A 12,967-nucleotide genomic window follows, 5' to 3' on the forward strand; every position below is an offset into this window, starting at 1 on the left:
TAACAACACGCCGTTTTTGTAATGAAAATACTTACAAACCGCATTCACTCCCTGCTCGACCCGCTCGGCAACCGCGGCCTGCTCTGGGTCTGGGCCGGGCTGTGCGCGCTCGGCGGCGTGCTGGTCGCCGCCAATGTCGACGCCCGCGCGCAGCTGTGGCTGGCGGTGGCGATCGTCGTGCTCCTGCTCGGCCTGCGGCGCCTGGGTCATCCGGAACGCTACCGGGCATTCTTCCTTTTTCTCGCCGCCTTCCTGACGCTGCGCTACGTGTACTGGCGCACGACCAACACGCTGGTGCTCGACGGCGTGCTCGACACGACGATGGCGCTGCTGCTGTACATCGCCGAGCTGTACGGCATCGTCGTCGCACTGCTGGGCATCTTCGTCAACATCCGACCGCTGAAGCGCAAGCCGGTTCCGCTGCCCGACGATCCGGCGCTGCTGCCGACCGTCGACGTCTACATCCCGACCTACAACGAATCGCCCGAACTGCTCGAAGTGACGATCCGTGCGGCGATGAACATCCGCTACCCGGCGGCCAGGCTCAGGGTCTACCTGCTCGACGACGGCGGCACCGTGCAGAAGCGCGGTCAGGCCGACGAAGCCAAGGCGCTCGACGCGATCGCCCGCCACAAGTGGCTGCGCAAGCTGTGCCAGCGCCACGGCGCGCACTACATTTCCCGCGCGCGCAACGAGCACGCCAAGGCCGGCAACATCAATGCCGCACTGAAGGAGTCGCACGGCGAGCTGATCGTCATCCTCGACGCCGACCATGTCCCCACGGTGGATTTCCTCGAGCAGACCGTCGGCTTCTTCCTGCGCGACGAGAAGCTCTTCCTCGTTCAGACCCCGCACTTCTTCATCAATCCGGACCCGATCGAGAAGAACCTGCGCATCTTCGGCCGCATTCCGTCCGAGAACGAGATGTTCTACTCGGTGATCCAGCACGGGCTGGATTTCTGGAACTCGGCGTTCTTCTGCGGCTCGGCGGCGGTCTTGCGGCGGCGCTGCCTCGAGGAAGTCGGCGGCATCGCCGGTACCTCGATCACCGAAGACGCCGAAACCGCGCTCGACCTGCACGCGCGCGGCTACAAGAGCGTCTACCTCGGCACGCCGCTGATTTCGGGGCTGCAACCGGAAACGTTCACCGGCTTCATCACCCAGCGGGTGCGCTGGGCACAGGGCATGGTGCAGATCTTCCTGCTGAAGAACCCGTTGCGCGTGCCGGGGCTGAAGCTGTGGCAGCGGCTGTGCTACTTCTCCAGCTCCTTCTTCTGGTTCTTCGGCTATGCACGGCTGATGTTCCTGCTCGCGCCGCTCGCCTTCCTGCTGTTCGGGCTGCACATCTACAACGCCACGCTCGGCGACTTCCTCGCCTATGCGCTTCCGCACGTGATCGGCGTGATGCTGGTGTCGGACTACCTGTTCGGCAAGGTCCGCTGGGCCTTCGTCTCCGAACTCTACGAGCTGCTGCAGTCGATGTTCTCGCTGCCGGCGATCTTCAAGGTGTTCCGCAATCCGCGCGCGCCGACCTTCCAGGTCACGCCCAAGGGCGAGCACCTCGACGAGGACTTCATCTCGCAGCTGTCGATGCCGTTCTACCTCGTCTACCTCGCCGTGCTTGTCGGCATGGGCGTCGGCATCTGGCGCTTCATCCACGATCCGCTCGAACGCGACATCGTGCTGGTGACACTGGCGTGGAACACGCTGAACCTGCTGCTGCTGAACGCGGCGATCGGCGCGCTGTTCGAGCGCCGCCAGCGCCGCGCCAATCCGCGCATGCCGGCCGACCTCGACGCCGAGCTGATCCTGTTCGGCTGCGGCGCCCACCTGCCGTGCCGGGTCGACGACCTGTCCGCCAGCGGTGCCCGGCTGCTGGTACCGAGCGCGCTGCTGCCCGCCGACTTCGGTGGCGACCGTGCGGTGATCGCGATCTACAACCCGGCGCTGAAACGCTATACGCACCTGTCGGCGCGCATCCACAATGCGCGGCCGCTCGACGCCCGGCTGCACACGCTGAGCATCGAGTTCGCCGATGTCGCGGTCGCGCAGGTCGCCGATGTCGTTGCGCTGGTCCACGGCGACAGCCAGCGCTGGCAGGACTACCGCCGGCAACGCGCCCGCAAGATCGGCATCCTTGCCAGTCTGGGGCTGCTGACGCAGCTCGGCGTGCGCTACGCGTTCTCGCATTACATTTCGATTTTGCAAACGGCCGGCACCGCGCTGTGGCGCCGGCTCAACCCGATCGGCGGCGCCATCCGCCGGCAGGGTCAACGGATCTGGCAGTGGGCATGGGCAGGATGATGAAAACAACCCGAACAATCTGGCTGTGGCTGGCGCTGCTGGTCGCCTGCAGCGGCGCTTTCGCCAACACCGCCCGGCAGGGCCGCGACGTGCCGCTGGCCGAGCTCAGCGGCAACCCGCAGCCCTTGCGGCTCAGTGGCGCCGCCGGCCAGCAGACGCTGGCACTGCCGCTGGGCGCGCGCGAAACGGTCAAGAGCGCAACCTTGCATCTTGTCGCGACCAACTCGACCGCCCTGCTCGGCGAACGCTCGCAGCTCGTCGTCCAGCTCAACGACCGGGTGATCGCGCAGTTGCCGCTGTCGCCGAAGCAGCCCGAAATCGTCGCCGACATCCGCCTGCCGCTGGCGCAGCTCAGGCCCGGCTACAACCGGCTGACCTTCGCCGCCGCGCAGCACTACACGCTGCAGTGCGAGGACCCGGGTGCGCCCGAGCTGTGGAGCGAGATCGACGTCCAGCAGTCGACGCTGCGCATCGACACCGAGCTGCAGTCGCAAGCGCCGACCCTCGACCGGCTCGACGCGGTATTCGATCCGGCGCAATGGCACGACCGCCAGCTGACCGTCGTCACCGCAGCGCAACCCGGTGCCAACGAACTCGGCTGGGGCGCGCAGCTGACCCAGGGCGCCGCGCTGCGCCTGCGTTACCAGCCGCTGGCCGTCCAGCACCGTACGGTTGCGTCCGGCCGCGGTGAAGGCGCGGTGGCGGGACTCGATCCGGCCGTCCTCGGCAACGGCGACGCGATGCTGGTCGGCACGCTGGCGCAGCTGAAACCCTACCTGGACCCGGCACTCGCCGCGAAGGTGAAGTCGGGCTTCCTCGGTGTCTACCCGCTGCCCGGCGACGCGCGACGCGTGCTGCTGATCGCGACCGGTCGCGACGCCGCCGAAGTCGGCCAGGCCGTCGCCGCCTTTGCCGGCCAGCACCTGCCGCGTCAGGCCGAACTGGCGATCACCGGACTGGCGCTGCCGAAACTGGCACCGTATGCCGGACTGCCGGCCGCACCGGGCAGCTACACGCTGCGCGAACTGGGCTTTCGGACCCGCAACGTCAAGGGCATGACCCCCGAGGCGATCGAGACCACGCTGCGGCTGCCGCCGGACGTTTACGGTCCGGAAAACAGCACGGTCGGCATCGCTCTCAACTACGCCGTCGGCGCCAAGCTGCGTGCGGATTCGGTACTCAACGTCCTCGTCAACGGCCAGTTCGTCCAGGTGATTCCGCTCGATCAGGACCGCGGCGGCCTCGTCGAACGCTACAAGCTCGAAATCCCGCTGCGCGCCTTCCGTCCCGGCGACAACACGATTGCCTTCCAGCCGCGGATGACACCGCTGGTCACCGGCAGCTGCCAGCTTTACCAGACCGAAAACCTGCAGCTGACCGTCTTCGACGACAGCACGCTGACCTTGCCGAAGGTGTCGCACTTCGCCCGCCTGCCCGACCTGAACCGGCTGGCCGCCACCGCCTTCCCGTACGCGGTGAAGGCCGACGGCGCCGACCTCGGCGTGCAGATCACCGAGCGCAGCAGCGACAGCATCGCGGCGGCATGGACGCTGCTCGGCAAGCTGGCGCAGAAGCACGGCCTGCCGCTGTCCGCCGCTGCCATCGGCTTCGACGCGCCACCGGCCGACCGCCACCTGCTGGTCGTCGGCAGCCGGCCGCCGGCCGCACTGCTCGAAGGCGCACCGTGGCAACCGGGCCGGCCGATGCAGTTCACCCAGCCGGTCGTCGACACTGCGCAGGGCGCGGGCTGGTGGAGCCGGCAGTGGGCACGGCTCAGCGGCGGCCGCACCGCCGAGGCGGCGACCATCGCGAATACCGAGGTCAGGGCCGATGCGACGCTCGCCGGCCAGTTGCTGGCGATGCAGTACCGTTCGCCGCTCGACGGTGACCGCACCGCGACGGTCTTCGTCGCCGGCAGCCCGGCCGACCTCGCCCGCGGCAGCGCCGAGCTGATCGAACCGGCCAACTGGGACCGGCTCGGCGACGATGTCAGCCTGCTGCGCATCGGCGGGGCCGGCATCGTCAGCCAGCGCGTCGGCGCGCAGTACGACGCCGGCAGCATCGGTGTCACCGGGCGGATCGGCTATGCGTTCTCGCAGCACCCGCTGGTCTGGCTGGCACTGACGCTGCTGCTGGTCGGCCTGCTCGCGCTGGTCACCGTCAAGCTGCTGCGCCGCTTCTACCTGCGCCACCACGCCGGCGTCGAGGAAGAACGGTGATCCGTCGCTGGCTGCTTGCGCTGGCCCTGCTGCTGCCCGTCACCGGCCATGCCGGTGACGCGCGCTGGGACGATTTCGTCACCCGCTTCGTCGCCGCCGACGGCCGGGTGACCGATACCGGAAACGGCGGCATCAGCCACAGCGAGGGCCAGGGCTACACGCTGCTGCTGGCGGTGGCCCAGAACGACCGCGCCACCTTCGGGCGTGTCTGGACATGGACGCGCAGCCGGCTGCAGACGCGCGGCGACGCGCTGTTTTCATGGCAGTGGAAACCCGACGCCGACGGCGGCAAGGTCGGCGACCGCAACAACGCCAGCGACGGCGACCTGCTGATTGCGTGGGCGCTGCTGCGCGGCGCGCAACGCTGGCAGCAGCCGGGCTACCGCGCCGAGGCGCTGAAGATCCTCGCCGACGTGCGCGGCAAACTGATCAAGCCGTCGCGCTTCGGCCCGCTGCTGATGCCGGCCGAAAAGGGCTTCGACCGCGGCCCCGTCGTCAATCCGTCGTACTGGCTGTTCCCGGCCTTTGCCGAATTCGCCCGCGCCGACCGGGCGCCGGTGTGGGCCGAACTGCGCCAGAGCGGCCTGGCGCTGCTCGCCGCCGGCCGCTTCGGCCAGTGGCAGCTGCCGCCGGACTGGCTGCAGGTCAGCGACACGCTCGCCCCGGCGATGTCGCACCAGTACGGCTACAACGCACTGCGCGTACCGCTGTATCTGGCGTGGGCCGGGCTCGACACGCCCGAGCGCATCGCGCCCTTCCTCGCCTTCTGGGACGCGAATACGGAACGGCTGCCGGCGTGGACCGATCTCGGCACCAACGCTGTCGATCCGGACAGCGCCCAGCCGGGGCTGTATGCGATCGTCGCGCTGGTCCGGCAGCGGCAGGCGGGCGGCACGGTGCGCTTCGGCGACGGCGACAACCGTGATTACTATCCGGCGGTGCTCGACCTGCTGAGCCGGCAGGCGGCGCGCGAGGCACGGCGATGACGGCCGGCATGCGGTTCACGCTGGCGCTGCTGGCGTTGTCGGCCGTCGCCGGCCACGCCGAAACGCCGCAGCAGGGCCGCGACTATTACGCGATCCAGCTGCTGTCGTCGCCCCGGCCCGAAGCACTGCAGGCGGCGCAGGCCACGCTCGGCCATCTGCCGCATGTCCGTGTCGAGCGCCGTGGCGAATTCTATGTGCTGCGCGCCGGCTTCTGGTCCGACCCGGCCGACGCCAGCCGCGCGCTGGCCGGGCTGCGGGCGCGCTACCCGCAGGCCTTCGTCCGCATTGCGGCATACCGGCCGGAAGCGGTGGCCGGCGCCGGCGCCGGACCGCAGTCGCAGTCGCAGTCGCAGTCGCAGTCGCAGTCGCAGTCGCAGTCGCAGTCGCAGTCGCAGTCGCAGTCGCAGTCGGGCAGCAGCATGGCGCAGGCCAATGTGTTGCGGCAGCGGCAGGTGCCGCAGGACGCCGGCGTCCGCCAGCGCGGCAATGCCGCCGAGATCGAGTACGCCGAGCAGGCCGCACTGCGCAAACCGCCTCAGCCCGGCCCCGTGGCCCCACCCGTGGCGACGCCGCCGCCGCCGGCAGCCGTCAAGGTACCGCGCACCGCGGTAGCCGTCATCGACGAGCGCCCGCTGTGGGCATTGCTGCATGCCGGCCGGCTGGCCGAGTACGACGCCCGCCTGCGCCGGACGCCGGACTGGCAACCGTCCCCCGCGCTGCGCGACGAACGCCAGCGGCGCGGCGACGCACTCGCGCTACAGGCCGCGCTGAACGATCCCGATACCGCCCGGCTGCAGGCGCTCGTCGCTTCCCGGCCGGCGCTGGCCGACTGCGGACGCATCGACGTGCTGTGGCGCATCGCCGACGCCTACGCGGCGCAGGGCGAACCGGAGCGGGCATGGGCACTGTACCAGCCGCTGTTCCCCGGCTGCCAGCCGGCACACGTCCGCATCACCAGCCTGCAGAAGGCCGAGGCACTGTTCACGCCGGCACAGGTCGAGATGCTGGTCGGGATCGAGGCCCGCGACGGCCGCCGCGACGCCGACAGCGAACAGGCGTTCCGGACCCTGCGTTACCAGCGCCAGCTGGCGGCCTGGGCCGACAGTGGGCAGTCGCTGCCGGCACCGCTGGCCGACGCGATCCGCCAGCGCGCTGATGCGAACGGTGCGGTGCTCGCCGGCTGGGCCGCGTTCAATGCCGGCGACGATGCGGTGGCGCAGGACTGGTTCGGGCTGGCGATCGATTCCGGCGATGCCCGCGGCGAGCCGCGCTACGGTCTGGCGCTGGTCGCGCAGCGGCAGGGTCGCAGCGACGCGGTCGAGGCACTGCTGGCCGAACCGGCACTCGCCGCCGATCCGCGCAGCGACGGCCTGCGTGGCCAGCTGGCCTTCGAGCGGGCCGGCGTGGCCAACGCCGAACGGCGCTTCGCCGACAGCCAGGCCGAACTGGCCCGCGCCCGCGATTTCGGCATCCCGGACGAGCAGTGCGCGACGCTGGCCGCGTGGAACCTGTACGGCCTCGGCGATTTCGCCGGTGCGGCGGCGGCGTTCGAAACGCTGTACCGCCGCGACCGCGATGCCGCCAGTGCCGAGGGGCTGGTGCTGAGCCTGCCGCCGGGCGAATTGCGCGCCAAGGCGCGCGAACTCGGCGGTCCGCTGCGCGAGATGGCCGACGCCATGGCGACACGTCGCGTGCTGGGGCGCTGACCGCCACCGGCAGACAAGCGGGAGGGCGCACGCTACCATCCAGACGTTGGCGCACCTGCGCCACCAGCGGGACGTGCATGAAAACCACCATCATAAAATGGCTGCCGGCCGTACTGCTGTGCGCGCTGCAGCCGGCGCTGGCAGCCGAAACGGCGCCCGGCCTTGCGCTGCCGGACCTGGGCTACCAGGGCAACGTCACGCCGCTGCCGCCGCAGGACGGCGCCGCGGCGCCGAAACAGTGGGACCGCGCGCTGCCCTTCTTCGCCCAGCGTGTCGTCGACCGCGGCATCGACCTGCCCAATCCGTACAACGTCGGCCTCTCCTACTACTACAGCGAACAGAACATGCTGCTGAGCAACCTGAAGGTGTCGGTCAACGACAACCCGCTGCGCTCGGCCGGCTTCGTCGGGTTTCCGAAAAGCACGCTGGAAAACCGGTCCGAGCAGGTCCAGCTCGGCGCATGGCTGCTCCCGTTCATGAACGTCTACGGCATCGTCGGCCACATCAAGGGCGGCGGCGACATCGGCCTGTCGATCAAGGCCGACGACGCGGTGCAGTTCATCACCGGGCTTGACCGCTGCAGCGGCCGCCGCAAGCCGGACTGGTGCGGCAAGACGCTCGAGACCTCCGCGCGCGCCAACTACAACGGCTACTCCTACGGCCTCGGCGTCACCCTGGTCGGCAACCTCGACCGGCTGTTCTTCTCGCTGCCGGTCACCTACACGGTGTCGAACATCTCGATGTCCGACACCGACGCCAAGAGCCTCAACGTCGCGCCCCGCGTCGGCGTCAACTGGCAGCTCGGCGACTACGGCACGATGCTGACCTATGTCGGCGCGACCTATCTGCACACCACGGTGACGATCACCGGCTCGGCCACGCTGCCGACGTCGGAAACCGACATCGGCCAGGACACCAAGGTCAACTTCAGCATCGACGAGAAGATCGCCAATCCGTGGAACGGTCTGGCCGGCGTCCACTGGGCGGTCAACCGCAACATCAGCCTGCTGGCCGAACTCGGTTTCGGCGCCCGCCAGGGCTACATCCTCACCGCCTTCTACCGCTTCTGAGCCGATGAGACTCCGCACCCTCGTCCTGACCGCCACGCTGCTCGCCGGCACCGCCCGTGCCGACGACGACGGCTGGCTCGACCGCACGCTGACCAAACTCGGCGCCTCGAAGGAAGTCGACCTGAGCAAGGGCATGGACTGGGGCGTACTGCCCGGGCCGTTCTACAACCCGGAAATGGGTGTCGGCATCGGCATGGCCGCAGTCGGCCTGTACAAGCCACCGGGTGCCCTGCCCGACACCCAGCTGTCGACACTGACGCTCAAGGGCTTCGTCAGCTCGGTCGGCGCGATGGGGCTGGGCTTCGACAACAACACCTTCTTCGGCGACGACGACTGGCGCTTCCAGGCCACCGGGATGATGGTCAAGCTGCCGACCGCCTACTGGGGCGTCGGTTACGACGCCGGGAGCAACGACGCCAACAAGCACGACTACACCAAGGAGGAGTTCTCGCTGGCGCCGAAGATCCTGCGCCGGATCGCGCCGGACACCTATGTCGGCGTCGGCTGGAGCCTGACGCAGACGCACGCGACCGAAGTCGAAGCCGGCAGCGCGATCGACGCCGATCCGGACGGCGCCTCGGTGCTGGCATCGGGGGTCACCGCGCACTTCTACTACGACAGCCGCGACTTCATCCCCAATCCGAAGTACGGCCAGGCACTGCAGGTCAACGCGGCGTTCTACGCGCCGGGCCTCGGCAGCGACAACCGCTTCCAGACGCTGGAAACGATCTACGACTACTACCACCCGGTCGGCGAGCACGACGTGCTGGCGCTCGACATCTACAGCCACCTCGCCTGGGGCGACGTGCCGTGGACGATGATGTCGCAGCTGGGCAACGGCAACCGGATGCGCGGCTACTTCCTCGGCCAGTACCGCGACAAGGACGTCGTTTCGGCCCAGCTCGAATACCGCCACCACATCACCGGCCGTCACGGCGTGGTGTTCTGGGGCGGCGCCGGCACGCTGGCCGACTCGGTCGGCGGACTCGGCAGGGATGCACCGTGGCTGCCCACCGTCGGCGTCGGCTACCGCTTCGAGTTCAAGCCGCGCGTCAACGTCCGTCTCGACTTCGGCGTCGGCCGCGAGACCGCCGGCGTCTACTTCCAGATCAACGAAGCATTCTGATCCGGGCGCGGATCAGCGGGCCAGTGCCTGCGCCGCCTCGATCGCCGCGCCGACGATGCCTGCGTCGTTCTGCAGTTGCGCCGGCAGTACCTCGCAGCGCAGCTGCAAGCGTGGCAGGAAGTCGGCATGGTCGCGGCTGATGCCGCCGCCGATGATGATCAGGTCCGGCGACAGCAGCAGTTCGACGTACTGCAGATAGCCGCCCAGCCGCGCGATGTATTCGTCCCAGCCGAGGTTCTGGTCGCTCTTGACCCTGGCCGAGCACGACTTCTCGGCCGATTCGGTACCGGGGTAACGCAGGTGGCCGAGTTCGGTATTGGCAACCAGCTGGCCATTGACGATCAGCGCCGAGCCGATGCCGGTGCCGAGCGTGATCACCAGCACCTTTCCGCCACGACCGTGCGCCGCACCGAAACGCGCCTCGGCCGAGCCGGCAGCGTCGGCGTCGTTGAACAAGGCCAGCGGCAGGCCGACCGCGTCGGACAACAGCCGTTGCGCCGGCGCGCCGACCCAGGCCGGATCGACATTCGCCGCCGACAGGGTCACGCCGTTGTGGACGATGGCCGGAAACGTGCAGCCGACCGGGCCGGTCCAGCCGAAGTGCGCGACCATCTGCCGCACGGTCTCGGCGACCGCCGCCGGCGTCGCCGGTTGCGGCGTCGCCAGCACGTGGCGTTCGGCCAGCAGCCGGCCGGTGGCCACATCGACCGGTGCGCCCTTGATGCCGGTGCCGCCGATGTCGATGCCGAGCACGGCGGAGGAAGATGGATTAGCCATGAATCAGGTCCTGGAAAAACGGGTTGTGCAGCATAAGAACGCTGCGTCGAATAGCAGATGGCAAATCGACAGCACCCGCCGCATCAGACAGCGCAACACCGCGCAACCTTGTGGCAACGGAGTTCGCACGTCGCAAACCAAACCCGGTGCAGTCGGCGAGCGAGCCAAAGCAGATTGCCGCCGCCCGAAGCGCAGACACCGGAATGGACGCCGGTCCATGAGGATGTCGAGCATCGGACGGTGGCCAGCTGCGCAGGCGCAGCCGCCGAATGCATCGGGTTGTTAGCCTTTGACGCCGCCGGCGGTCAGCCCGCTGATCATGTAGCGCTGCGCCAGCAGGAACACCACCGTGATCGGCAGGCCCGAAAGTATCGCCGCGGCGGCGAAATCGCCCCATAGATAGTTCTGCGTATACAGGAACAGCTTGGAGCCGACCGCCAGCGTCAGGTTCTGCTCCTGATGCAGCAGCACCGAGGCGACCGGGTATTCGATGATCGCGCCGATGAAGGCCAGCAGGAACACCACGACGAGGATGGGCACCGCCATCGGCAACAGCACGTAACGGAAGGCCTGGAAGTGCGTGGCACCGTCGACGCGCGCCGCCTCCTCGATTTCGACCGGGATCGTGTCGAAATAGCCCTTGATCGTCCAGATGTGCAACGCCAGCCCGCCGGCGTAGGCGAGGATCAGGCTGCCGTGGCTGTCGATGCCGAGCCACGGCACGTAGCTGCCGATTGCATCGAACACCGCGTAGATCGCGATCAGCGACAGCACCGCTGGGAACATCTGCATCAGGAACAGGATGTTGAGCCCGAGCCGGCGACCGGCGAAGCGCAGCCGTGCGAACGCGTACGCGCACGTCGTCGACAGCAGCAGGATCACCGCGGCGCTGATCGTCGCGATCTTGATCGAGTTCCACAGCCAGCGCAGCACCGGGAACGGCGGCGCGACCCACTGGCCGCTGGCGTCGGTGTAGCCGATGCCGAGCGCGAGCTTCCAGTGCTCGAAGCTGATCTGCTCCGGAATCAGGCTGCCGGCGGCGAAATTGCCCGGCCGCAGCGAGATCGACACGATCATCAGGAACGGAAACAGCGTCAGCGCCAGAAAAAAGATCAGCCCGGCGTGCGCGGCGATCACTTTGAAGCGGTGGGTTTTGTCGAGCACCATGGCCATGGTCTTCTCCTTAGCGGGCCGACGCGTTGACGCGGGTGAGTTTGAGATTGACGACCGACAGCACCGCGACGAGGGCGAAGATCACCGTCGAGATCGCCGCCGCCAGGCCGAAGTTCTGCCCCGAATCCTGGAAGGCGATCCGGTAGGTGTACGAGACGAGGATGTCGGTCGCCCCGGCCGGCACCATGCTGTCGGTGAAGTCGGGCAGGCCGCCGGTCAGCAGCGAGATCAGCACGAAATTGTTGAAGTTGAACGCGAACGACGCGATCAGCAGCGGCATCATCGGCTTCATGATCAGCGGCAGCGTGATCCTGGTCAGGTTGGTCCACATGCCGCCGCCGTTGATCGCCGACACCTCGTACAGGTCGGCCGGAATCGCCTTGATCATGCCCATGCACAGCAGCATCGTGTACGGGTAGCCGAGCCAGGTATTGACCAGCAGCAGCATGGTCTTGGCGAGCAGCGGGTCGGAGAACCAGCTCGGCTTGATGCCGAACAGGCCGTTCAGCACCAGATTGATCTCGCCGAAGTTCTCGTTGAACAGGCCGCGGAAAATCAGGATCGAGATGAAGCCCGGCACCGCGTACGGCAGGAACAGCAGGATGCGGTAGACACCGCGGAAACGCAGCCCTTCCCAGTTGAGCAGCGAGGCAAGCACGAAGCCGACGACGAAGGTGAACACCACGGTCAGGAAGGCGAAGAGCACGGTCCAGACGAAGATCTTGATCAGCGGGCCCTGGAACTCGTGGCTGGTGAACAGGCGCTCGAAATTGCCGAGGCCGATACCGACCTTGAAGCCCGGCGCGATCCGCTCGCCGCCGGCGCTGGTATAGAAACCGGTGTTGAAGTCGGGCTTGAGCACGCTGCCGTCCTGACGGTTGGTCAGCGAGCCGTCGGCGTTCCGTGCGAACAGCGGCGCCATCGCGGCGACCTTGCTCAGCCCCGACAGCCGGTATTCGTCCTTGCTGCCGGGCAGGATCAGCGCCAGCGTCTTCAGCGCGGCCTGATGCGCGATCACGTCCTTCATCGGCGCCTTGTCGCCGGCCGGCGGCCGTGCGGCCGGCTGCAGCGCGACGGTCCGGGCGCCGGCATCGTCCAGCGCCAGCGGCGCGGTCTGCCAGCCCTGACCGGCCTCGTTTTCGACATGCACGATGAAGCGCTTGTCGGCCGGATACAGCGACAGGTTCAGCGGCTCGCCGCTGCCGGCGTACTTCTGGTCGAGAAAGTAGGCGGTTGCGCGCTCGTAGCTCAGCAGATTGGTCGAGCTGTAATTGGTGAAGCCGATGCCGACCGTGTACAGCGCCGGAAACAGCACGAACACCAGCACCGCGGCAACGCCCGGATACAGGTAGCGCCACGCGTAGGCGCGCTCGGACGTGAACACCCAGGTGGTGACGCCCAGCACGCCCAGTGCCCCGAGCGCCAGCAGCGAGTGGCCGGCACGCTGGATCAGGAACACCAGGTACAGGCCGATGAGGAAGGCCAGAGCACCGAAGGCCAGCCAGCCCAGGCGCGAATTCGATCGTTGCATGTCTACGTCTTTTCCTTGCGAATGCACCCCGGTGCGTGTGCTCAGGACGCACCGGGGGATCCGCCTCTCGTGGAA

9 protein-coding genes are annotated in these 12,967 nt (G+C 68.2%); 6 read left to right on the forward strand and 3 right to left on the reverse strand.

The window, feature by feature from the left end:
* Nucleotides 1-21 precede the first annotated feature (21 nt).
* The 6 genes from bcsA (at nucleotide 22) to IE097_RS11920 (ending at nucleotide 9,411) form a co-directional block, all read left to right on the forward strand.
* The gene (gene bcsA / locus IE097_RS11895; protein WP_189461016.1) at nucleotides 22-2,304 is read left to right on the forward strand and encodes a UDP-forming cellulose synthase catalytic subunit; all 2,283 of its coding nucleotides are present in this window, start codon (nucleotides 22-24) and stop codon (nucleotides 2,302-2,304) included.
* Entirely contained in the window at nucleotides 2,304-4,523 is a 2,220-nt protein-coding gene (locus IE097_RS11900) for a cellulose biosynthesis cyclic di-GMP-binding regulatory protein BcsB (protein ID WP_189461018.1), read from the forward strand. The genes bcsA and IE097_RS11900 overlap by 1 nt, the downstream gene beginning before the upstream one ends.
* Nucleotides 4,520-5,509 carry a family 8 glycosyl hydrolase gene (locus tag IE097_RS11905; RefSeq protein ID WP_189461020.1) on the forward strand — a complete coding sequence of 330 codons (990 nt, stop codon included), beginning with the start codon at nucleotides 4,520-4,522 and terminating at the stop codon, nucleotides 5,507-5,509. Before IE097_RS11900 ends, IE097_RS11905 begins: the two co-directional genes overlap by 4 nt.
* 8 nt (nucleotides 5,510-5,517) lie before the next feature.
* Entirely contained in the window at nucleotides 5,518-7,215 is a 1,698-nt protein-coding gene (locus IE097_RS11910) for an SPOR domain-containing protein (protein ID WP_189461021.1), read from the forward strand.
* A 77-nt stretch (nucleotides 7,216-7,292) separates the two neighbouring features.
* A complete protein-coding gene (locus IE097_RS11915) occupies nucleotides 7,293-8,285 on the forward strand; it encodes a hypothetical protein (protein WP_189461023.1) in 993 nt (330 codons plus the stop codon).
* A gap of 4 nt (nucleotides 8,286-8,289) precedes the next feature.
* Nucleotides 8,290-9,411: a BamA/TamA family outer membrane protein gene (locus IE097_RS11920; RefSeq protein ID WP_189461025.1), complete on the forward strand. Its 1,122-nt coding sequence runs from the start codon at nucleotides 8,290-8,292 to the stop codon at nucleotides 9,409-9,411.
* Nucleotides 9,412-9,423: 12 nt separating this feature from the next.
* On the opposite strand, the gene ppgK is transcribed toward IE097_RS11920, so the two are convergent.
* From ppgK to malF, 3 genes are all read right to left on the reverse strand, one after another.
* Entirely contained in the window at nucleotides 9,424-10,188 is a 765-nt protein-coding gene (gene ppgK / locus IE097_RS11925; protein WP_189461027.1) for a polyphosphate--glucose phosphotransferase, read from the reverse strand.
* A gap of 282 nt (nucleotides 10,189-10,470) precedes the next feature.
* Complete coding sequence (malG, locus tag IE097_RS11930; protein WP_189461029.1) at nucleotides 10,471-11,361, reverse strand: maltose ABC transporter permease MalG; 891 nt, start codon at nucleotides 11,359-11,361, stop codon at nucleotides 10,471-10,473.
* A gap of 10 nt (nucleotides 11,362-11,371) precedes the next feature.
* Nucleotides 11,372-12,892 carry a maltose ABC transporter permease MalF gene (gene malF, locus IE097_RS11935; protein ID WP_189461031.1) on the reverse strand — a complete coding sequence of 507 codons (1,521 nt, stop codon included), beginning with the start codon at nucleotides 12,890-12,892 and terminating at the stop codon, nucleotides 11,372-11,374.
* Nucleotides 12,893-12,967 lie beyond the last annotated feature (75 nt).

The organism is Jeongeupia chitinilytica, assembly GCF_014652315.1.
Classification (GTDB): domain Bacteria; phylum Pseudomonadota; class Gammaproteobacteria; order Burkholderiales; family Chitinibacteraceae; genus Jeongeupia; species Jeongeupia chitinilytica.